The sequence below is a fragment of the Pseudomonas sp. W2Oct36 genome (assembly GCF_041060465.1).
Lineage (GTDB): Bacteria > Pseudomonadota > Gammaproteobacteria > Pseudomonadales > Pseudomonadaceae > Aquipseudomonas > Aquipseudomonas graminis_B.
The window spans coordinates 219,064-239,799 of record NZ_JAUERW010000004.1 but is presented as its reverse complement, the minus strand read 5'-3'; the positions used below and the strand labels follow the sequence as shown (position 1 = coordinate 239,799).

At 61.7% G+C, this 20,736-nt stretch carries 19 protein-coding genes; 13 read left to right on the top strand and 6 right to left on the bottom strand.

All coding sequences use genetic code 11. The features are described from left to right. Nucleotides 1-34: 34 nt before the first annotated feature. The 9 genes from ihfB (at nt 35) to fabF (ending at nt 9,186) form a co-directional block, all read left to right on the top strand. Entirely contained in the window at nt 35-334 is a 300-nt protein-coding gene (gene ihfB / locus QWI18_RS08880; protein ID WP_037011901.1) for an integration host factor subunit beta, read from the top strand. Nucleotides 335-351: 17 nt separating this feature from the next. Next, a complete protein-coding gene (locus QWI18_RS08875) occupies nt 352-591 on the top strand; it encodes a LapA family protein (RefSeq protein WP_369318655.1) in 240 nt (79 codons plus the stop codon). Nucleotides 592-787: 196 nt separating this feature from the next. Then, nucleotides 788-2,161 (top strand): phosphomannomutase/phosphoglucomutase, encoded by a 1,374-nt coding sequence (locus QWI18_RS08870; protein ID WP_065992989.1) that lies wholly within the window; start codon nt 788-790, stop codon nt 2,159-2,161. A gap of 123 nt (nt 2,162-2,284) precedes the next feature. After that, nucleotides 2,285-3,253: a UDP-glucose 4-epimerase family protein gene (locus QWI18_RS08865; RefSeq protein ID WP_369318654.1), complete on the top strand. Its 969-nt coding sequence runs from the start codon at nt 2,285-2,287 to the stop codon at nt 3,251-3,253. Then, on the top strand, nt 3,250-4,266 hold the full coding sequence (locus tag QWI18_RS08860; protein ID WP_369318653.1) for a glycosyltransferase family 4 protein: 1,017 nt from the start codon (nt 3,250-3,252) through the stop codon (nt 4,264-4,266). The genes QWI18_RS08865 and QWI18_RS08860 overlap by 4 nt, the downstream gene beginning before the upstream one ends. A 109-nt stretch (nt 4,267-4,375) precedes the next feature. Next, nucleotides 4,376-6,370 carry a polysaccharide biosynthesis protein gene (locus QWI18_RS08855; protein ID WP_369318652.1) on the top strand — a complete coding sequence of 665 codons (1,995 nt, stop codon included), beginning with the start codon at nt 4,376-4,378 and terminating at the stop codon, nt 6,368-6,370. A gap of 197 nt (nt 6,371-6,567) precedes the next feature. Next, nucleotides 6,568-6,900 carry a helix-hairpin-helix domain-containing protein gene (locus QWI18_RS08850; RefSeq protein ID WP_192133784.1) on the top strand — a complete coding sequence of 111 codons (333 nt, stop codon included), beginning with the start codon at nt 6,568-6,570 and terminating at the stop codon, nt 6,898-6,900. 167 nt (nt 6,901-7,067) lie between these two features. Beyond that, on the top strand, nt 7,068-7,871 hold the full coding sequence (locus QWI18_RS08845) for an SDR family oxidoreductase (protein WP_192133782.1): 804 nt from the start codon (nt 7,068-7,070) through the stop codon (nt 7,869-7,871). 40 nt (nt 7,872-7,911) lie between these two features. Beyond that, nucleotides 7,912-9,186, top strand: a complete 1,275-nt coding sequence (fabF, locus tag QWI18_RS08840; protein WP_369318651.1) for a beta-ketoacyl-ACP synthase II — start codon at nt 7,912-7,914, stop codon at nt 9,184-9,186. Nucleotides 9,187-9,243: 57 nt separating this feature from the next. On the opposite strand, the gene QWI18_RS08835 is transcribed toward fabF, so the two are convergent. From QWI18_RS08835 to dsbD, 4 genes are all read right to left on the bottom strand, one after another. Further along, on the bottom strand, nt 9,244-9,807 hold the full coding sequence (locus QWI18_RS08835; protein WP_369318650.1) for a TetR/AcrR family transcriptional regulator: 564 nt from the start codon (nt 9,805-9,807) through the stop codon (nt 9,244-9,246). 149 nt (nt 9,808-9,956) lie between these two features. Beyond that, entirely contained in the window at nt 9,957-10,715 is a 759-nt protein-coding gene (gene dsbG / locus QWI18_RS08830) for a thiol:disulfide interchange protein DsbG (protein ID WP_369318700.1), read from the bottom strand. 5 nt (nt 10,716-10,720) lie between these two features. Beyond that, entirely contained in the window at nt 10,721-11,596 is an 876-nt protein-coding gene (locus QWI18_RS08825) for a prolipoprotein diacylglyceryl transferase family protein (protein ID WP_369318649.1), read from the bottom strand. Next, on the bottom strand, nt 11,596-13,383 hold the full coding sequence (gene dsbD / locus QWI18_RS08820; protein ID WP_369318648.1) for a protein-disulfide reductase DsbD: 1,788 nt from the start codon (nt 13,381-13,383) through the stop codon (nt 11,596-11,598). Before dsbD ends, QWI18_RS08825 begins: the two co-directional genes overlap by 1 nt. Before the next feature lie 153 nt (nt 13,384-13,536). Here dsbD and QWI18_RS08815 point away from each other — a divergent pair, with 153 nt between their 5' ends. Together QWI18_RS08815 and QWI18_RS08810 are read left to right on the top strand one after the other, a co-directional pair. Continuing rightward, the gene (locus QWI18_RS08815) at nt 13,537-14,220 is read left to right on the top strand and encodes a response regulator (RefSeq protein ID WP_065993005.1); all 684 of its coding nucleotides are present in this window, start codon (nt 13,537-13,539) and stop codon (nt 14,218-14,220) included. Further along, nucleotides 14,217-15,551 (top strand): ATP-binding protein, encoded by a 1,335-nt coding sequence (locus tag QWI18_RS08810; RefSeq protein ID WP_369318647.1) that lies wholly within the window; start codon nt 14,217-14,219, stop codon nt 15,549-15,551. Before QWI18_RS08815 ends, QWI18_RS08810 begins: the two co-directional genes overlap by 4 nt. Nucleotides 15,552-15,643: 92 nt before the next feature. On the opposite strand, the gene QWI18_RS08805 is transcribed toward QWI18_RS08810, so the two are convergent. Next, the gene (locus QWI18_RS08805; RefSeq protein ID WP_296310710.1) at nt 15,644-16,093 is read right to left on the bottom strand and encodes an SgcJ/EcaC family oxidoreductase; all 450 of its coding nucleotides are present in this window, start codon (nt 16,091-16,093) and stop codon (nt 15,644-15,646) included. Between the two features lie 357 nt (nt 16,094-16,450). Here QWI18_RS08805 and QWI18_RS08800 point away from each other — a divergent pair, with 357 nt between their 5' ends. Together QWI18_RS08800 and QWI18_RS08795 are read left to right on the top strand one after the other, a co-directional pair. Beyond that, the gene (locus QWI18_RS08800; protein ID WP_065993011.1) at nt 16,451-17,728 is read left to right on the top strand and encodes a serine/threonine transporter; all 1,278 of its coding nucleotides are present in this window, start codon (nt 16,451-16,453) and stop codon (nt 17,726-17,728) included. Between the two features lie 432 nt (nt 17,729-18,160). After that, nucleotides 18,161-18,943 carry a DeoR/GlpR family DNA-binding transcription regulator gene (locus QWI18_RS08795; RefSeq protein WP_192133764.1) on the top strand — a complete coding sequence of 261 codons (783 nt, stop codon included), beginning with the start codon at nt 18,161-18,163 and terminating at the stop codon, nt 18,941-18,943. Here QWI18_RS08795 and QWI18_RS08790 read toward each other — a convergent pair. After that, nucleotides 18,921-20,432, bottom strand: coding sequence for a diguanylate cyclase (locus QWI18_RS08790; RefSeq protein ID WP_296309860.1), 1,512 nt, complete (start codon nt 20,430-20,432; stop codon nt 18,921-18,923). The two genes, QWI18_RS08795 and QWI18_RS08790, sit on opposite strands and share 23 nt — an antisense overlap. Between the last annotated feature and the right edge of the window lie 304 nt (nt 20,433-20,736).

The following is a 20,736-nucleotide window of genomic DNA, read 5'->3' as shown; positions in this document are numbered from 1 at the left end:
CTTTACCTAGCTGCTTGAAAAAGAAGGGAAAAACATGACGAAGTCGGAGTTGATCGAACGAATTGTCACCCATCAAGGACTGCTCTCATCCAAAGATGTGGAGCTGGCCATCAAGACCATGCTTGAGCAGATGTCGCAGTGCCTCGCGACGGGCGACCGTATTGAAATACGCGGCTTCGGCAGCTTTTCCCTGCATTATCGCGCGCCTCGCGTAGGCCGCAATCCAAAGACAGGCCAGTCTGTCAGCCTCGATGGCAAGTTCGTCCCTCACTTCAAGCCAGGCAAAGAGCTCCGCGACCGGGTGAACGAAGAAGAGGAGCACGAGCTCCAATAGCTCTTTGAGGAGTTCTCATGCGAAATGTGAAGCGTCTGATCTTTTTAGTTATCGCCCTGTTGATCGCAGCGGCGATTCTCGTATTTGTGCTGGAAAACCAGCAAACCGTCGCACTGGTATTCTTTGGCTGGAACACGCCCGAGCTGCCTGTTGCCGTGCCGGTGATCTTCGCACTGCTGGTGGGCATGTTGATTGGCCCGCTGTTGGTTTCAGTCGCGCGTCTGCGCAGGAAGCCCAAAGCGTCACGCCTGCCCTGATAGAATCCCCGCGCGCCAGACACCTCAACGCTTGCGTTGAAGATAATTACAAGCGCACCTATAACTAATTCCCTTTTTCAATGCCTAACCCACGCCTCAAGCTTTCAGGCGCGAGGGTTGCGTGCAGTTCTTCATTCGAGCTGCTTCTACTGAACAGAGGAACCTTCGGGTTTTTTCGTCGCATAGGTTTTTACACATGAATTCCGACTATCCCGCTCTTCAGACTCGCTGCTTCAAGGCCTACGACATCCGTGGTCAGGTGCCTAATGACCTTGACGATGACATCGCGTACCGCATCGGGCGGTCCATGGTTGTCGAACTGGGTGCCAAAAATATCGTCGTGGGCCGAGACATGCGTCTTGAAAGCCCGGCCTTGGCTCAAGCGTTGATCAAAGGCATCCAGGAAGCCGGCGCGGATGTCATCGACATCGGCCTGTGCGGCACCGAAGAAGTCTATTTCGCCACCAGCCACTACGAAGCAGACGGCGGCGTGATGGTCACGGCCAGTCATAACCCGAAGGGTTATAACGGCATGAAGCTGGTGCAAAAGTCGTCTCGTCCTATCAGCGGTGACACCGGCCTTGATGCCATTCGCCAGCGCGTCGATGCGGGCGATTTCGGTCAGGTTGCCGCCCAGCACGGCAGCGTTCAGTCCAAGCCGGACAAAACGGCCTACATTCAGCACCTGCTGACCTACGTCAAAGACGCCGATCTTCGTCCACTGAAGATCCTCGCTGATCCGGGCAATGGCGCGGTCGGTCCTGCACTGGAGGCGATCCGCTCCCAGCTGCCGTTCGAGTGGGTCATCATCAACGCTGAGCCGGATGGCAACTTCCCTAATGGCGTACCGAACCCGCTGCTGCCGGAAAACCGCAGCATCACCCGCGACGCGCTGCTCAAGCACGGTTGCGACCTGGGTCTGGCCTGGGACGGCGATTTCGACCGTTGCTTCTTCTTTGACGAGCAGGGCCGTTTCGTCGAGGGCTACTACCTGGTGGGCCTGCTGGCAGAAATGCTACTCAAGCAACACCCGGGCTCGAAAATCATTCACGACCCGCGCCTGACCTGGAACACCATTGATCAGGTCGAGCAGGCGGGCGGCACGCCGGTGCTGTGCAAAACCGGCCACGCCTTTATCAAGGAGCGCATGCGTCTTGAAGACGCCGTGTATGGCGGCGAAATGAGTGCGCACCACTACTTCCGCGATTTCGCCTATTGCGACAGCGGCATGATCCCGTGGCTGCTGGTCGCTGCACTGATGTCGGTGTCCGGCAAGAAGTTCTCGCAGCTGGTCGATGAGCGCATGGCGGCCTACCCGTGCAGCGGCGAGATCAACTACAAGGTCGACGACGTCAAATCCATCATCGCCAAGATCCTGGAGCACTACACGCCGTCCTGCTCGAACATCGACAGAACCGACGGCATCAGCCTTGAGTTCGCTGAGTGGCGTTTCAACCTGCGCGGTTCGAATACCGAGCCGTTGCTGCGTCTGAACGTCGAGAGCCGTCGTGATCCAGCCCTGGTCGAAGCCAAGGTGAAAGAGATCGAAGCGTTGATCAACGGCAAGTGATGCACTTGGCAAGCGGTCCTGCTGACTGAATGGCAGGGCCGCGAGCCAATCGTCTACAATGGCGCCGCTGCCCCGCAGCGGCCGTCATGATCGACGACGAATTCTTATGTGCATGGATCGGATATGACCAGAAAAATCCTGGTAACAGGCAGTTCGGGATTTTTGGGAACAGCGCTGGTTGACCACCTTGCACACCTGCCTGACACGCACATTGTTGCGGTCAGCCGACGGGCGATGCCCCATTCTTCTGCAAACGTCACGACGGCCACTGTTGCCGGGCTGACTGCCGACACCCCACGGCGAGCAGTGCTGCACGACGTCGATACGGTCGTTCATGCTGCAGCGCGGGTGCATGTCATGCACGACACCGCGGCTGACCCCCTTTCGCTGTACCGGGAGGTCAACACCCTCGGCACGCTGAACCTCGCTGAGCAGGCCGCCGCAGCCGGTGTCCGGCGCTTCATCTTTATCAGCACGATCAAGGTCAACGGCGAGTCCACTGCGCGGGGCCAATGCTTTCGTCCGGACGACGCGCCCAATCCGAGCGATCCCTACGCCATCTCCAAGCACGAGGCAGAACAGGGCCTTCTGGCGCTGGCAAAGACCTCTGCGATGGAAGTGGTCATCATCCGTCCGGTGCTGGTGTATGGGCCCGGCGTCAAGGCGAACTTCCTGCAACTGATGCGCACCCTGCGCAAAGGTGTGCCGTTGCCGCTCGGTTCGGTGAACAATGCGCGCAGCCTGGTCTCGCTGGACAATTTGATCGACCTGATCCGCGTCTGCATCGATCATCCTGCCGCCGCGAACCAGGTCTTTCTGGTCAGCGACGGCCGCGACCTGTCGACCACCGAACTGGCCGCCCGCCTCAAATCGCACATTGGTGCATCGGGTTGGCTTATTCCCGTCCCCGAATCCCTTATCATGCTCGGCGCCTCACTGTTGGGTCGCACATCGGCGGCCGAGCGGGTGCTGGGTTCGCTGCGGGTGGACATCAGCAAAAATCGCGAACGGTTGCAGTGGCAGCCCCCGGTGTCGGTAGAGGACGGCCTGAAAAAGACCGTCGAGCATTTTCTGGTTACGGATCGAGCATGAATTATTGGTGGGTCGCGGTTGCTGTTGGGGTGTTGTCGTTTGCGCTGACGCATGTATTGCGACGATATGCATTGCACAAGAGCCTGCTCGATATTCCCAACGGTAGAAGCTCTCATACGATCCCGACGCCACGGGGCGGCGGTGTGGCGATTGTCATCAGTTACCTGGTGGCACTGGTCTGGATGCTTTGTGCAGGGCTGATAGGGCGCGATCCGTTCCTGGCCATGTTCGGCGCGGGCGCGTTGATCGCGGCGCTGGGGTTTCTCGACGATCACGGCCACATCGCGGCGCGATGGCGCCTGCTGGGGCACTTCTTCGCGGCAGCGTGGGCGTTGTTCTGGCTGGGAGGTCTTCCGCCGGTCAGCGTGTTCGGCATGACCCTCGCCCCGGGCTTGATCGTCAACGTGCTGGCGGCGTTCTATCTGGTCTGGCTGCTTAATCTGTACAACTTCATGGACGGGATCGACGGCATTGCCAGCGTCGAGGCGATCTGCGTCTGCGTCGGTGCGGCGATCATCTACGCCCTCAGCGGTGTCGCCACGCTGGTGTGGCTGCCGGTCCTGCTGGCGTGCGCAGTGGCGGGCTTTCTGGCCTGGAATTTCCCCCCGGCAAAGATCTTCATGGGCGACGCCGGCAGCGGGTTTCTCGGCATCATGCTCGGTTGTCTGTCGCTGCAGGGCGCGTGGATTTCCTCGCAGTTCTTGTGGGTATGGCTTATCCTCCTCGGGGTGTTCATCGTAGACGCTACCGTAACCCTCATCCGTCGGCTCATTCGGGGCGACAAGGTCTATGAGGCGCACAGAAGTCACGCTTATCAATTCGCCTCGCGCCGTTTTGGCAAGCACCTTCCCGTGACGTCCGCAGTCGGTGTAATCAATCTGTGCTGGCTGTTGCCGGTCGCTGTAGGTGTCACCCGTTTCGGGCTGGACGGGGCACTCGGCGTGATCATTGCTTACGCTCCATTGCTCGCCCTGGCAGTCATCTTCAAGGCAGGGGCGCTTGAAAAAAGCTGAGCGTGGACATTGGCGCTGATGCTGTTGATCCGATTCCCTTGCGGGACAGGAATCAATGGCCGGTGCAAGGGTCGACTGAAAGGAGTTTGAACGCGTGCTTGAGGGGACAATGGAGAAAATTCGCACTTCGCTGCTGGCGCTGCCTCGCCGGCACAAGCGGATCATGCAGGTCGCCGCAGACGTCTGTCTGATCTGGTTCGCGTTGTGGATGGCGTTCGTCGTTCGCCTGGGCATCGACGAGCTCATCAATCCCCTGGAAATCCATACCTGGCTGTTCGCAAGCGCCCCCGTGGTGGCCATCCCGCTGTTCATTCGGTTCGGCATGTACCGCGCGGTCATGCGTTATTTCGGCAACGACGCGCTGATCGCGATCATCAAAGCCGTCAGCCTTTCGGCCCTGATTCTCGGGGTCGTGGTCTACCTCTACAGCAACCACCAGCACGTTGTGCCACGATCGGTGATGTTCAATTACTGGTGGCTGAGCCTGGTGATGATCGGTGGCCTGCGGCTGGCCATGCGTCAGTACTTCCTCGGCGACTGGTTCTCTGCCGCTCGCCATGTGCCGTTCGCGACCCGTGACGATGGCCTGCCCAAAGTGGCCATTTACGGCGCCGGCGCGGCAGGTAATCAACTGGTTGCCGCCTTGCGCATGGGCCGGTCGATGCGTCCCGTGGCGTTTATCGATGACGACGACTCGATCTCCAACCGGGTCATTTCCGGGCTGCAGGTCTACAAGCCCAAGCACATTCAGCAGATGATCGATGTGACCGGCGCCCAGGAAATCCTGCTGGCGATTCCGTCGTCAGCCCGTGCGCGCCGCCGGGAAATCCTCGGCTTCCTCGAAGGCTTCCCGCTGCATGTTCGCAGCGTGCCGAATTTCTCTGATCTGGCCGCCGGCCGGGTGAAGGTCGACGATCTGCAGGAAGTCGACATTGCCGACCTGCTTGGCCGCGACGCCGTACCTGCCCAGGAAGAACTGCTCGAACACTGCATCAAGCATCAGTGTGTGCTGGTGACAGGGGCGGGCGGCTCTATCGGCTCGGAGCTGTGCCGACAGATCCTGCTGCTGAAGCCGACCACGCTGTTGCTGCTCGATCACAGCGAATTCAACCTGTACACAATCCTCACCGAACTGGAGCGGCGGGTGGCCCGCGAGTCGCTCAAGGTCAAGTTGCTGCCGATCCTGGGCTCGATTCGCAATCACGCCAAGCTGCTGGACGTGATGAAGACCTGGCAGGTCAACACGGTCTACCACGCAGCGGCCTACAAGCATGTGCCGATGGTCGAGCACAACATCGCCGAGGGTGTGCTCAACAACGTGGTCGGTACGCTGAATGCGGCCCAAGCCGCGCTGCAGGCCGGCGTGGCAAACTTCGTGTTGATCTCCACCGACAAGGCCGTGCGCCCGACCAATGTGATGGGCAGCACCAAGCGCCTGGCCGAGCTGACGTTGCAGGCACTGAGCCGGGAAACCGCGCCGGTGATGTTCGGCGACCGCTCCAATGTGCATCAGGTCAACAAGACCCGATTCATCATGGTGCGATTCGGCAATGTGCTGGGGTCGTCCGGTTCGGTGATCCCGCTGTTCCATCAGCAGATCAAATCCGGTGGGCCGCTGACGGTCACGCACCCGAAAATCACCCGCTACTTCATGACCATTCCGGAAGCGGCGCAGTTGGTGATCCAGGCCGGTTCCATGGGGCAGGGCGGCGACGTGTTCGTGCTCGACATGGGCGAGCCGGTGCGCATCATCGAGTTGGCCGAGAAGATGGTGCATCTGTCGGGCCTGAGCATCCGCTCGGAACACAACCCCCAGGGCGACATTGCCATCGAGTTCACCGGACTGCGGCCTGGCGAGAAGCTCTATGAGGAGCTGCTGATCGGCAACAATGTGGCAGCGACTCGCCACCCGATGATCATGAGCGCCCAGGAAGACTTCCTCACGTGGGACGTCTTCAAGCAAAGCCTTTCGCAGCTGCTCAAGGCGTTGGACGACGATGATTACACCCGCGTGCGGCAGATCCTCGGGGACACCGTCAGTGGCTATGCGCCCGAGGGCGATATCGTTGACTGGATTCATCAGCAGCGTCGTCGGGAACCCTGAGTACACGCACACCGGAAACCTTTTCTTACGCAGCCAAATGATCGCTGAAACGGGCGCCAGGCCGCTGTGCACGGAGCCTGCGAGACAGGACATATCCGGTCACCGATCCCTGCGTTGACGCACTGCCGCCATCGGCTAGGTTTGGGAAGCAGCTCAGGAATGCTGCTTCCACTTACGATGCCGATGGAGCATGACTCATGCGTACTTCTTACCTGTCCTCTCTGATCTTCGCACTGCTCGCGAGTACGTCCCTCGCCGTGACTGCCGCCCCTGCCGCCACCCCGCCTGAAGCCGCCAAACCTGCCATGTCCGCGCCGGCGGGCATGCAGGACGCCAAGGTCAATCTCAACAGCGCGAGTGCGGAAACCCTGCAGAAAGAGCTGTCCGGCATTGGCGCCGCGAAGGCCAACGCCATCGTCGCTTACCGTGAAGAACACGGCGGCTTCACGGCGGTGGACGAGTTGCTCGAAGTGAAGGGCATCGGCAAAGCGCTGCTGGACAAGAACCGCGACAAGCTGTCGATCAACTAAAACCCTGTGAGCAAAGGCCGATCACTGATCGGTCTTTTTTATGCCTGCAATAAACCAGGGCTGGCCAATCACGCACGACATGAAAAATGTCGACTGACATATTATTTTTTAAATTACGGATGTAATATCTCTCCGCCGCTACGCTTACCTTCCCACGGAGAACGTTCATGACGACTCAGACTCAAGGCAAAGCTGTCATCACCGGCGCCTCGTCGGGCATTGGCTTCACTTACGCGGACCGGCTGGCGCGGCGCGGATTCGATCTGGTGCTGGTGGCCCGTGACCAGGCGCGGCTGGAAGCACTGGCAACCGATCTGCGCGCAAAGCATTCGATCCACGTCGAGGTGGTGAAAGCCGACCTGACCCAGCCCGACGACGTCAGCGTTCTCGAGCAGCGTTTGCGCTCGGACGCATCGGTCACTTTGCTGGTGAACAACGCCGGGGTTGCACTGAGTACGCCCCTTGCCGAATCGGATCTGGGCGAGGTGGACCGCCTGATTCAACTCAATATCGTGGCGCTGACCCATCTGGCATCAGCCGCAGCGGCCGGTTTCGCGGCGCGCGGCACCGGGGCGATCATCAATATCGCTTCCGTTGTGCCCATGCTGCCGGAGCGCTTCAACGCGGTGTACACGGCCAGCAAGGCCTATGTGTTGAGCCTGACCCAGTCGCTGGCCGCCGAGATGAACGAACGGGGCGTGCAGGTTCAGGCGGTGATGCCCGGTGCCACACGCACTGAAATCTGGGAGCGCGCGGGCATGGACATCAACGCCTTCCCGCCGGAAATGGTCATGGACGTCAACGAAATGGTCGACGCCGCGTTGGCCGGGTTTGATCAGCAGGAGCGGGTGACCATTCCGTCGCTGCCCGACGCCGCGCACTGGCAGGCGTTCACCCAGGCACGCCTGGCGCTGGGCCCGAATCTGTCGCTGCAGCACGCGGCGCAGCGTTACAAAACGGCTGGCGCGTAAGGGTGCCGGCCACTGCCAAAAACGAGGAGAAGGTGAACCCATGAGTGAGCGTCGCATCGTAGTGACGGGTATGGGGCTGGTAACGCCATTGGGCTCCGGCGTCGAAGCGGTATGGAAGCGGTTGCTCGAAGGCCGCTCCGGCATTGTGCAGTTGCCTGAGGGGACGGTGGCTGATTTGCCGGGCAAAGTCGGCGGCCCGGTGCCGACACTGGAGCAAGACCCTGAAGCCGGGTTCGATGCTGACGCTGCGGCGCCGCCCAAAGAGCAGAAGAAGATGGACCGCTTCATCTTGTTCGCCCTGGGTGCTGCGCAACAGGCGGTCACGCAGGCGGGCTGGGCACCGTCCACCGAAGAGGAGCGCGAACGCACCGCGACCATCATCGGCGCCGGCGTCGGTGGATTCGGCGCCATCGCCGAGGCCGTGCGCATTACGGACAGCCGCGGGCCGCGGCGCTTGTCGCCGTTCACCATTCCGTCGTTTCTGGTCAATCTGGCAGCCGGGCATGTGTCGATCCAGCACGGTTTCAAAGGCCCGCTGGGCGCCCCGGTGACGGCATGTGCGGCGGGCGTCCAGGCCATCGGCGATGCCGCGCGGCTGATTCGCAACGGGGAGGCGGACGTGGCCATCTGCGGTGGCGCCGAAGCCTGTATCGACCGCGTCGCCCTGGGCGGATTTGCGGCCGCCCGTGCGCTCTCCCATGGCTTCAACGACACGCCTGCGCGCGCCTCGCGGCCCTTCGACCGTGACCGCGACGGCTTCGTCATGGGCGAAGGCGCGGGGATCATCGTTATCGAAACCCTGGAGCACGCACTTGCCCGCGGTGCAACGCCCATCGTCGAGCTGGTTGGCTACGGCACCAGCGCGGACGCTTATCATCTGACTGCCGGGCCGGAGGATGGCAGTGGCGCGCGTCGAGCGATGCAGGCAGCGATCCGTCAGGCGGGCATCCAGCCTGCCGACGTCCAGCACGTCAACGCCCACGCCACGTCCACCCCGGTGGGCGACAAGGGTGAAATGGCGGCGATCAAAACGGTGTTTGGTGACCAGAATGGCGTCGCGGTGACGTCGACCAAATCAGCCACCGGGCACCTGCTCGGCGCAGCAGGCGGGATCGAGGCGATCTTCACGGCATTGGCGATCCGCGATCAGATCGCGCCGATGACCCTCAATCTGGAGAACCCGGACGAGGCGGCGGTGGGCATCGACATCGTCCGCGGCAAGGCGCGCCCGATGAACATCGAGTACGCGCTGTCGAACGGTTTTGGCTTCGGGGGCGTGAACGCCAGCGTGCTGTTCCGTCGCTGGCATCCCTGAGGCATCAGTGAAACAAACGTAACGCTTTCCTGCCGAGAAAGGGCAGGGAAGTGAGCCTCAGCCCTCGATCAGTTGCTTGAGCTGATCGCGGGTGGTTTCCAGAATCCGCTCGGCCAGCGCCGGATCCTTTGCGCTGCGCGCCAGCACCATCGCCCCCACCAGCCCGGACATCAGCATCACGCTCTTGTCGCTGCTCTGCCCATCGGCCGGCATGCCTGCATCAAGGGTTGCGAGCATGCGGTGGATCAACTCGTCGGTGATCTCGCTCGGTTGCCCGCGCTGGCCCAGTTCGGACGCCATGGTCGGCAATGGGCAGCCCTTTTCCGGGTGATCGCGATGGGCGGTCGACAGGTACAAGTCGATGAACGTCTGGGTCGAGTTGTCTTCGGCCAGTTTCTCGGCGACTGAGGCGAGCATTTGGTCGACGGCGCAGCGCAGGGATTTCTCGACCAGGTCGTCCTTGGATTTGAAGTGGGCATAAAAACCACCGTGGGTCAGGCCCAATGCCTTCATCAACGGCTGCAAACCGGTGGCGCCGATGCCGTCACGGCGAAAGCGTGCGGCGGCTTCCTGAAGGATGCGCTGGTGGGTCTGGGCTTTGTGATCTTCGGCGTAACGCATGGAGCGAGCCTCCCGAGTGTGGCTCTTGAAATGGTGGTCGACATTTTTACACGGATGACAGGCCGGTGCAGTACCCGCGTTGAAACACGAGCTGCCACCGGTCAGAGCGCCCCGTCCACCACCACCCGCTTACGACAGCGGATATCCGGCTATTTTGGCCCCATCATTTTCGCCAGCGCCTCAGGCCGGGGTGCGCCTTGTTGCTGCTGAAGGTGCCCGGCCTCGTCCTTGTAGAAAATCGACGGCGTGGCGGAAAGGCCCATGCCTTCCATCAGTTTCATGTTGGCGTCGAGCTTGGCCTGGATGTCTTTGGGGATGTTCTGCATGGCCTTGAGCGTGCTGGCTTTGCCCGCCTGCTCGTGGTTCTGCAGGGCCAGTTCCGGGTTCACGTCGGCCAGCAGGCTCGCGGCTTTGGCGGCGCTGTCCTCGCGGATCACGCCCACCATGATGTGGCGCAGTTGCACTTTGCCGGACTTCACCCAAGGCCGCGCCTGCTCCCAGAACAGGTTGCAGTACGGGCAGTTGGCGTCGCTGAACAGGTAGATGATTTTCGGCGCAGTCTTGGCGCCGTCGGCGATCCAGGTGCTGTTTTCCAAGCGGCCCCACATCGCCTCGGCCATCGGCCCATAGACCAGCTTCTGCAGGGGCGCGGTGCTCAGGTCCTCGCCCTTTTCATTGAACAGATTGCCGGCCAGCACATGCTTGCCGTCCGGGGTTAGGTACAGCGCCATACCCTGATTCTGGTACTCGGCGGCGTAGCCCTTCAGTCCTGCCGGCGCGTCGAAGCTGCCTTTGATGGTCGCGCCCTTGGCTTCCAGCGCCTTGATCGGGGCGGGCAGTTCTTCGGCGTGGGCCAGCGCGCCTGGCAGGCTGAGCGAAACGGCGATAGCGATGAGCGCAGGGCGCATGATGTTCATGGGGTGGTCCTCTGTTGCGAAGAAGGGGGTGACGAAGGCTGTGAAGACGTCGGTGAAGAAGCGCTCGACGGCTGGCTGAAGCCGTCCAGGTAATGGGTGAGGCTGGCGCTGGACAGTTCGCCCAGATGCCCGTCCAGTTGACGGCCGTTCATCCCGTAAAACAGCGTGGTGGGCAGGGCGGCTGAACCGGCGCGGCGGCCCAGTTCGCCGCTGTCATCGAACAGCACGTTGTCCAGTTGCAGACCCTGGCTGCTGAGAAACGTCGCCACTTCACGGGGGCTTTCTCCCTGATTGACGAACAGAAATACGACGTCGGGATTGGCCTGCTGCGCGGCTTGCAGCACGGGCATTTCCCGGCGGCATGGCGGGCACCACGTCGCCCACAGGTTGATCACCAGTTTGCGGCCTGTGTAATCGCGCAGCTGCACGGACTCGCCGGCGCCGTTGCGCAGCGTCAGATCCGGCAGCGGGACATCCCGACGCAGGCTTTCAATGGCCAGACTACTCAGCCACCAGAACAGCAATCCGCTGGCGACCCCCCATCCCAGTGGCCTGCGCTGCAACGGTCGGCGCCACGCGATGACAGCGGCGCCGACCACAATTGCCAGAACACCGGGCCAGGCACTGAAGCCGCCGTCGCGGATATCAACGATGCGCAGCAGGTCGCTTTCATACTGCGCCCAGTAGCGCGCGACGAACGCCAGACGCGCCACCAGCAGTCCGAACATAAACAGGCCGAAGACGGCGCGTTCCGGGTTTATTCGCTGCTTGCGGCCACTGATCCAGCCGACCAAAGTGGCCAGCGCCAAGGCAACAAGCAGCAGCAAATGATTAAGCGACAGGGCGAACGGCCCCACGGAAAAACTCAGCATCAGTCGCGCCCCCGGGTGGTTTGCCAGTGCTGCAAAAACCCGTCGAGGCCCACTTCTCCGGTGATACGCCGGTCGCGTCGTTCGCTGCCGTCCGGTGCGATCCACACCAGCGTCGGCGGGCCCGGCACGTTGAAACGATCAAGCAGCGCCCGGCTGGCGTCGTTGTCTGCTGTGACATCAAGGCGCAGCAGGCGCACGCCGTTCAAGGCCTGCAGGGTTTCAGCTTTGGCGAACAAGGTCTTTTCCATGATTTTGCAGGACACGCACCAGTCAGCGTAATAGTCGACCAGCACCCACTGCCCAGCGGCTGCTGCAGCGGCGAGTTCGCGGTCCAGGGCCTGCGGTTCATTGATCGTGGTGAACGCGTCATGGGCCGCGCTTGGGGTGGATGATTTCGACCCGCTGTAGACCTTGAGCGGTTGCCAGGGGTCGTCGCCACCCGCCGCCGCGCCGATCACCATCATCATGCCCCACAGGCCCACGAGCAGACCGACGGGTGCGCAGAGGCGTGAGGCGCGTTGCAACGGCCGGGTCTGCACGATGGCGCTGTAGGCAAAGATGATCAGCAATGCACCGAACAGCCCCAACCACAGTACCTCGGCGAGCAACGGCCGAATCATGATCAGCGCGGTGCCCAGCAACAGGAAGCCGAAGAGGCCTTTGATCAGATTCATCCAGGCGCCCGGTTTTGGCAGAAAGCGCGTGCCGAGCGTGACCAGCAGCAACAGTGGCAGGCCCATGCCCACGCCCATGACGAACAAGACCAGCGCGCCGTGCAGCGCATTGCCGCTCTGGGCGATATACAGCAGCGCGCCGGCCAGTGGGGCGGTCATGCACGGGCCGATCATCAGTCCCGACAGCGCGCCGAGCGCAGAGGCGCCCAACAGACTGCCGCCGTGGCGCTGACGCCCGGCCTTCTCCAGACGATCGCGCAGAAAGCCCGGCAACTGCAGCTCGAAGAAGCCGAACATCGGCAGCGCCAGCACCACAAACAGCACCGCGAAACTGCTCAGCAGCCACGGCTGTTGCAGGGTCGATTGCAGGTTGCTGCCCAACAGCGCGGCGACCACGCCCAGCCCGGCGTAGATCATCGCCATGCTCAGCACGTAAACGCTGGCCAGCGCTAAGCCCCGGGCGGGTCTTGCGCCGCTGCCGACCACCACGCCGGCCAGGATCGGCAGCATCGGCAGTGAACACGGCGTGAACGCGAGCAGCAGACCCAACCCGAAAAACGCCAGCAGGCTCAGGGCCAGTGAACGTTGCGCCAGGCCACTCGCCAGTGCCTCGTCCTCTGCCTGATTGCCGACGTTGTTGCCTTTTTCAGTGCTGGCCGGTTGCGCGTTGCCGCTGCCCACATCAACGAGCTGGCTTTGCGGTGGATAGCACAACCCGGCATCGGCGCAGCCCTGCCAGCTCACTTTGATCTGACCGTTGGCCGAGGCCGGGATTGTCAGTTCAAGGGCCTGCCGATAGACCTGCTGCTGGCCGAAATACTCGTCGTGATGGTCCTCGCCGGTCGGCAGGCCGGGCTGCTGCTCCTGGCTCAGTCCGTCGAACTTGAGCCGTTGCTGATACAGGTAATAACCGTCCGCAATCTGCCAGTACAGGCGGGTTTGCCCGGACGCCAGTCGCTCCGAGGTAAAAATGAAGGCGTCCTTCGCCGACAGAAAATCAGGCTTCTCGCTGAAGAGTGAAGGACCGGATTTCGCCGGGAAGGGATCCCCGCCGGGCACTGCCTGCGCCAGTAACGGGATCAGCATCAGAATCATCAACCACAACCTACGCATGCTCACCTTCCAATCCTTATGAATGGGGCGCAGCCTGCGCAGTGGCGATTAACAGTCGATTAACGCTGTGCGGCGCGTCGTGTCTGCGGCGGCTCGTGCATAATCCGCCGTTAATCCCTCTGCGCTTCAATCGCCTTTTTTTCGGGGCCGACCATGCACGTACTGCTTTGTGAAGACGACGACCTGATTGCCAGCGGCATCGTCGCAGGCCTTGATGCCCAAGGCCTGACGGTGGACCGCGTGGCCACGGCCTCATCGGCGCGGGCGATGCTGTCGGCCGCACATTTCGACGTGATGATCCTCGACCTCGGCCTGCCCGATGAAGATGGCCTGAAGCTGTTGCGCCAGATTCGCCAGCAGGGCGTGGAAATCCCGGTGCTGATTCTTACCGCTCGCGATACCGTCACCGACCGTGTCGACGGCTTGCAGGCCGGCGCTGACGATTACCTGCTCAAGCCCTTCGACCTGCGTGAACTCAGCGCGCGCCTGCACACCCTGGTGCGACGCATGGCCGGGCGCAGCGTCAATGTGATCGAACATGGCGTGCTCAGCTATGACCCGAGCAGCCGGGAAACCCGCCTTGCCGGTCAGCCGGTCGATCTGTCCCGCCGGGAACAGGCCCTGCTGCAAGCGTTGCTCAACAACAGCGGTCGCGTGCTTTCGGGCGAACAGTTGAAGGACTGCGTGTACGGCTTCGGCGACGAAGTGGAGAGCAACGCCCTCAATGTTCATATCCATCACCTGCGGCGCAAGCTGGGTGGCCGCATTATCGAAACCGTCCGCGGGCTCGGTTATCGCCTCGGCCCGGCCGGCCATGATTCTGAGCCCACGCCATGATGAGCCTGCGCACGCGGCTGAGTCTGATTCTGGGCTCGGCGTTCATTCTGATCTGGGTGCTGGCGGCGGCGTGGATGTTGCGCGACTTGCGCACGCAGATGATGCAGTCCCTCGATCAACGCCTTGAGGCCTCGGCGCGCATGGTCGCCGGACTGCTCGAGCAGATGCAGATGCCCACCGGCAGCGACACCCGCTCGCTGCGGGCCGACGATCCGGCGTTGCCCAACGGCATGGCGTGTCAGTTGAGCTCCCTGCGCGGGCAGGTGCTGGCGCGCACCGACAGCTCGCCGAGCGAACCGCTCAAGGCCGACGCCAGCGGCTTCCATGACCAGATGATCAACGGCGACCATTGGCGCGTGTACACGATGATGCATGGCAACGTGCGGGTGAGCACCGCCGACCGGCAGATCGAGCGCGACGTGCTGGGGCACTCGGTGCTGCTGGCGGCGTCGGTGCCGGTGTTGGTCGCTCTGTTCGGCAGCCTGGCGCTGGTCTGGTTCGGCATCGGCCGGGGGCTGGCGCCGCTCAACCGCATGCGCGATGCCTTGAATCGGCACAGCGCCGACTCGGTCGAGCCGCTGGACGTGCCCAACCTGCCCAGCGAGTTGCAGCCGCTGCTGGTCAGCCAGAACCAGCTGTTTCAGCGCATTGCCCAGACCCTTGAGCGCGAGCGTCGGCTGACCGGCGACGCCGCCCATGAACTGCGCAGCCCGCTCACTGCCATCAAAACCCATCTGCAAGTGGCGCGCATGACCGAGGGCGAAAAACGCGATAAAGCGCTGGCCCATGCGGAGGAGGGCGCCGATCGCATGCACCGCACCCTTGAACAGCTGCTTTTGTTGGCGCGGGTCGAGGGCAGCCTGTCGTTCGATGACGGTGTGCAGTGCGACGCCGAACAGGTCGCTCGGCTGGCCATTCACGACGCCAGTCACGGCGACGAGCAGCGCATCGACCTGATACTGCCGTCGCAGTTGTCCAGCGCCGCCGTACAGATGCCGGCGGCGCTGGCGGTGGCCGCGCTGCGCAATCTGCTGGACAACGCGCTGCGCCACAGCCAGGCCGCGGCGCAGGTGGAACTGAGTGTTGAAACCTTCGACGGGCAGGCGCATTTCCGCGTTCGCGACCATGGACCGGGGATTCCCGAACCGGACCTGGACAAGCTCACCCAGCGCTTCTGGCGCAACGGCACAAGCCCCGGCGCTGGCCTGGGCCTGGCGATTGTCCAGGCCATCGTTCAACGCTGTGCGTGTTCGCTGCGCTTTGACAGCCGTCAGGACGGTTTGCGGGTGGAGCTGAGCATGCCGTTGCGGCGCGACGCCGCAGGCGAGTGATGTGTGGGAAGGGTCTGAAATGTGAGTCGGCCTGGCGTTGGACGTCAGGCCGGCTGTTTACTGAATGAGCGTTACTCGTTACTGAATGAGCGTTACTCGGGCATGGCTGAGGAATGGTGGGATGTAATCAGCCACTGGTTATCCACGTGTGCATAAGTGAAGGTGTAACGCGCTTTGACGCTTGAGTGGTCGTTAAAACGAAAGGTGTAAAGGCCTGTGTCGATTGCGGTATTGCAACTTGTCATCACAGTGCTGCTGTCGACAGTGCCCACCGGTTTGTTTTTAAGGAAGTGATTGAAGTAATCAAGTTTGCCCGCAAGGTCTGTTCTGGGCTGGTTGGAGAGGGTGGGCAGCAGCACGGCATCGGCGGTGTAGTTCGCCGCCACCTTGCTCGAATCGCCGGTTTTCAGGGCGTTATTCCAGCGGTCGAACAGCATTGCGGCCTGCTGCTTGTCAAGTGTTGCGCATTGATCGGAGGTAGTGTTTGCACTGGCGAACGAGCTGGCAGTGAGTAATGTGATAACAGCGAAAGTCTTGAACATGAGTTGCCTTCCATGGGCGGTTGAATGTAGATCGAGAGCCTAGTGCAGGAGGACGTAAACGTGTACTGCCGTGGATTTACAATTCGTTTCGCGAACTAATTTTTGCATATCCCGCGTGGGAAGTTTCCGCTTTGATAAGTAAGAAGAGTTACTTATTTGCGCCGGAAGTTAAGCCGGTTTGAAACTTTCATCCTCCGGTTCCGCACGCTTTTGGTCCGACAAGCCTTTGATTCTGCTCTCCAATCCCGGACAATCGCGCCCCTTTCCCTGTAGAGAACCGGTCAGGGGCGCCGACTGCCACGTTTTTCGACGCGCTTTTGACCATGTAGCTATCACCGGCAACGGAGAATCGACCGGATGAATGATCAGGCCAACAGCGTCGAACACACCGTCGACGCCGCCCCCGCGAGCGTAACGACCTGGAACCGCAACGACACCACCTGGATGCTCGGGCTGTTCGGCACCGCCATCGGCGCAGGCACGTTGTTTCTGCCGATCAACGCAGGTATCGGCGGGTTCTGGCCGCTGGTGATTCTGGCCGTGCTGGCCTTTCCGATGACTTTCTACGCGCACCGCGGGCTGACCCGTTTCGTGCTGTCGGGGCGCGATGGAGCGGACATCACCGAAGTGGTCGAGCAGCATTTCGGCAGGAAAGCCGGTGCCTTGATCACGCTGCTGTATTTCTTCGCCGTGTTTCCGATCCTGCTGATCTACAGCGTGGCGCTGACCAACACCGTGGGCAGTTTCATGGAGCACCAACTCCATGTGCAGCCGCCGCCCCGGGCGCTGCTGGCGTTTGTGCTGATCCTTGGCTTGCTGGCGGTGGTGCGTTGCGGTGAGCAGATCATCGTCAAGGCCATGAGCCTGATGGTGTACCCGTTTATCGTGGCTTTGCTGTTCCTCGCGGTGTTTCTGATTCCCCACTGGAACGGCGGCATTCTCACCACGGCCAGCAGCTTTCCGGCACCCTCGTCGTTGCTGCACACCCTGTGGCTGGCGATTCCGGTGATGGTCTTCTCGTTCAACCATTCGCCCATCATCTCGGCATTTGCCGTCGACCAGAAGCGTCAATACGGCGAGCAGGCCGAACCGCGCAGCTCGCAAATCCTGGCCCGCGCCCACCTGCTGATGGTGGTCATGGTGCTGTTCTTCGTCTTCAGCTGCGTGCTGACCCTGGCGCCGGAGCAACTGGCGGAAGCCAAGGCGCAAAACCTGTCGATCCTGTCTTATCTGGCCAACCACTTCAGCAACCCGACCATCGCGTTTGCGGCGCCGCTGATTGCTTTCGTCGCGATCACCAAGTCGTTTCTGGGCCACTACATCGGCGCGAGCGAAGGCCTCAAAGGTCTGGTAATGAAGACCGGCCGCCGTCCTTCGCCACGTCTGCTCGATCGCCTGACCGCAGGCTTCATGCTGGTGGTCTGCTGGCTGGTGGCGACGCTCAACCCAAGCATTCTGGGGATGATCGAAACCCTCGGCGGCCCGGTCATTGCCGCACTGCTGTTCCTCATGCCGATGTACGCCGTGCGCAAAGTGCCGGCCATGCGCCGGTATGCGGGCAAACTGTCGAACGTGTTTGTGGTGGTGATCGGGTTGATCTCGATTTCGGCATTGGTTTATTCGTTGTTGCAGTGACGCTTCAAGTGGGGCGGAGGGCAGATCGTCCGTCTTCCTGAAGCTGCACTGCGGGTAGCCAACATTGATCGTGTGGGCGTGACCGGGGTGGCGCGTCCCATGGCTCAAGGACACGGTATTTCATCGCTGAAAATCCGGCGAATGTACCGGCATCTTCGCGAGCAAGCTCGCTCCCACACGGTGTTCTGTTTTCTTGGAAATTGGCGCAAGTTGAGAGACTGGAGGCGCCGGCCGTTCATTCAGGCAACCGCGATGTCCGACGGCGAGCACTGGCCATGTGGGAGTGAGCTTGCTCACGAAGGCGGTGGTCTGGCCGCAGTTAGATCCACTGCCCAGCTGGGTCTACTCAATCGCCGCCACATTGACTTTGCCAATGGCGTCGCCGCATGATCCTGCTCGTTTCTGATCGATTCAGCCCTTTACCGAGGCCTCATGTCTGCCAACCCTGAAGCATTTCCCGGCGAGCGCCAGCGTTTGATCTCCGAGCGTCTGGCCGTGCACGGTAGGGTGATCGCCGCGGACCTGGCGGCTGAATTCAATGTGTCCGAGCATTCCATTCGTCGTGATCTGGGCGCGCTGGCGGCTGCCGGATTGTGCAAACGCGTGTACGGCGGGGCGATTTCGTTGGCGTCGGACGGGCCGCTGGCCATGCGTGTCGAGCATGAGCCCGGGCGCAAGCGTCAGTTGGGTATCGCGGCGGCGGGATTGATCAGCGCCGGGCAGCACGTGTTTATCGACGGCGGCTCGACCAATCTGGCCATCGCCAAAGCCCTTGATCCTCACATGCCGTTGACCGTCACCACGAACGCGCCGCTGATCGCCGTCGAGCTGATGAAGCTGCCGTCGGTGGAGGTGATTTTGCTGGGCGGGCGCTTGAGTCCCGTCGCCGGTAGCACCTACGGCTTCACCACCATTCAGCAACTGGCCCACTTCAATTTCGATCTGTGCTTTCTCGGCGCCTGTGCGCTGGACGCGCTGAAAGGCGTGACCGCGTTCGACATGGACGTCGCCGAGTTCAAGCGCGCCGTGGTGGCGCGCAGCGGTCAGGTGGCGGTGGCGGTGATTAACGAGAAGCTCTCCAGCATTGCGCATTACCAGGTCGCGCAGTGTGAGGAGGTGGGCGCGCTGGTGGTTGAATACGACGCGCCGGCCGACCGTCTGGAGCTGTTTCGCGGCAAGGTCGCGCAGATGGTTACGGCGCGGGCAGCGCACTGAGCAGCTTCGTCTCCTGCCAGGCCACAGTGCGATTGCGACCTTGGTGTTTGGCGGCGTACAGCGCCGCATCCGCCCGTTTGACGAAGTCTTCCAGGGTCTCGCATTCCTGCGCTTTACAGCCATACACCCCCAGACTGATGCTAACGATGCCGATCGGGTTGCCGTGGTGTTCAAGGGCTCGAGTGAGCACGGCCAGCCGGATTTTCTCCGCCAGGCTCACCGCGCCCTGCATATCGCTGTAGGGCAGGAAAACGGCCATTTCTTCCCCGCCGTAACGCACCGCCAGGTCGCCGGTGCGATTGATGTTGCTGCGAATGCACTCGGCCACGGCAACGATGCATTTGTCGCCGGCGACGTGCCCGTAGTTGTCGTTGTAGCTCTTGAAAAAATCGATGTCGATCATGATCAGGCTCAGCGGATGCAAGTTCGGCTGCCCGTTGAGAAACTCCAGACCGAGAATCTCCTGAAAATGCCGACGATTGGCCAGGCCGGTCAGGCTGTCCTGCAGCGCGAGCTTTTCCAGCGAGTGGCTGGCAATGCGCAGCTGTGATTCGGCGTTGAGGCCGAAACGGATCTGCTGGAACAGCAACACGCCAAACAGCAGGTTGGCGACCACCACGCAGATGATGATCGCCAGCGAGCGCCAGGCGTATTGCCGCCACTCGTCGAGCACTTCGCGCTGGGACAGACCGGCGAGCACCACCATCGGGTAGCGGTCCAGTTTCTTGTAGCCGTACAGGCGCTGTTCGTGGTCGAGCATCGAGACGACGTTCGCCGTGCCTTCGTAGTGTTCGCGGACGTAAAGGCGGAACAATTCGCCGTCGCCAATGGAGGTACCGCGCACGTTTTGAATGAGCGGACGTCGTGCCAACACGGTCCCGTCGGCCATGGTCAGTGTGATGACGCCATGCTTGCCGATGTCGAAGCGCTCGAAGAACCGTTCGAAGTAATTCAGTTCGACGGTGGCCAGCACCACACCGGCGAAGTTGCCCATTTCATCGTCCACCCGTCGCGACACCGGGATGATCCAGTCACCCGTGGTGCGGCTCTGGATGGCGGGACCGACGTGGGGCAGGCTGCTGGCAATGGATTGATGGAACCGAAAGTACTCACGGTCGGCATTGTTGGCGCCGGCCGGCATGTGGTTGAGGGAGGTGGCCGCCCAGTTGCCGTCCTTGTCGTAGATGAACAGGCCCTGGAGCTGTTCGACGCTGGCGGCAGTGGCGCGCAGATAATCGTGCATCCGCGAACCGCTGGCGGCGCCGAAACCGTCGAATGAAAGCCGCTCGACCACCGCGGACACGGCGATGTGCGCCTGATCGAAGGCGTCATCGGCGTGCTGCGCCATCGAGCGCGAAAGGTTGGCGACGTTGGTGTTGGCGATTTCCAGCTCGTGAATGCGCGTCTGGCGCAATTGCCAGACGGTGATGCTCGTGATGGAGATGCACACCAACAAGGTAAACAGCCCCGCCAGCCACAATACGGGCATGCGTTTGAGTCGTCGGTTTCTGACGCCGAACTCCGATCCTTCTACCTGTCTCAAACCCCACCCTCGCTGACTGTCACGATTTCAGACCCGCCACTGTGACGAACAATCCACTCGTTCGGACACGCAGCATCGCAACAGCGACCCGTCTGAATCACAGCGTAGGACAAGTGCGGGATTTTGAAGGGAAATTTATGGCGTATAAATCATCTGCGGGAGATGTGCTGCGGTGTGGGCGTGACGTGGTTATAGAGCCGTGTGCGAGTTTGGCTGATGTTGACACCGGGGTTGCGTTCGGCGGGCTACT

Coding starts and splice junctions, on each gene's coding strand:
- ihfB (WP_037011901.1), top strand. CDS start 35: ATGACGAAGTCGGAGTTGATCGAACGAATTGTCACCCATCAAGGACTG.
- QWI18_RS08875 (WP_369318655.1), top strand. CDS start 352: ATGCGAAATGTGAAGCGTCTGATCTTTTTAGTTATCGCCCTGTTGATC.
- QWI18_RS08870 (WP_065992989.1), top strand. CDS start 788: ATGAATTCCGACTATCCCGCTCTTCAGACTCGCTGCTTCAAGGCCTAC.
- QWI18_RS08865 (WP_369318654.1), top strand. CDS start 2,285: ATGACCAGAAAAATCCTGGTAACAGGCAGTTCGGGATTTTTGGGAACA.
- QWI18_RS08860 (WP_369318653.1), top strand. CDS start 3,250: ATGAATTATTGGTGGGTCGCGGTTGCTGTTGGGGTGTTGTCGTTTGCG.
- QWI18_RS08855 (WP_369318652.1), top strand. CDS start 4,376: ATGGAGAAAATTCGCACTTCGCTGCTGGCGCTGCCTCGCCGGCACAAG.
- QWI18_RS08850 (WP_192133784.1), top strand. CDS start 6,568: ATGCGTACTTCTTACCTGTCCTCTCTGATCTTCGCACTGCTCGCGAGT.
- QWI18_RS08845 (WP_192133782.1), top strand. CDS start 7,068: ATGACGACTCAGACTCAAGGCAAAGCTGTCATCACCGGCGCCTCGTCG.
- fabF (WP_369318651.1), top strand. CDS start 7,912: ATGAGTGAGCGTCGCATCGTAGTGACGGGTATGGGGCTGGTAACGCCA.
- QWI18_RS08835 (WP_369318650.1), bottom strand. CDS start 9,807: ATGCGTTACGCCGAAGATCACAAAGCCCAGACCCACCAGCGCATCCTT.
- dsbG (WP_369318700.1), bottom strand. CDS start 10,715: ATGCGCCCTGCGCTCATCGCTATCGCCGTTTCGCTCAGCCTGCCAGGC.
- QWI18_RS08825 (WP_369318649.1), bottom strand. CDS start 11,596: ATGCTGAGTTTTTCCGTGGGGCCGTTCGCCCTGTCGCTTAATCATTTG.
- dsbD (WP_369318648.1), bottom strand. CDS start 13,383: ATGCGTAGGTTGTGGTTGATGATTCTGATGCTGATCCCGTTACTGGCG.
- QWI18_RS08815 (WP_065993005.1), top strand. CDS start 13,537: ATGCACGTACTGCTTTGTGAAGACGACGACCTGATTGCCAGCGGCATC.
- QWI18_RS08810 (WP_369318647.1), top strand. CDS start 14,217: ATGATGAGCCTGCGCACGCGGCTGAGTCTGATTCTGGGCTCGGCGTTC.
- QWI18_RS08805 (WP_296310710.1), bottom strand. CDS start 16,093: ATGTTCAAGACTTTCGCTGTTATCACATTACTCACTGCCAGCTCGTTC.
- QWI18_RS08800 (WP_065993011.1), top strand. CDS start 16,451: ATGAATGATCAGGCCAACAGCGTCGAACACACCGTCGACGCCGCCCCC.
- QWI18_RS08795 (WP_192133764.1), top strand. CDS start 18,161: ATGTCTGCCAACCCTGAAGCATTTCCCGGCGAGCGCCAGCGTTTGATC.
- QWI18_RS08790 (WP_296309860.1), bottom strand. CDS start 20,432: ATGCCCGTATTGTGGCTGGCGGGGCTGTTTACCTTGTTGGTGTGCATC.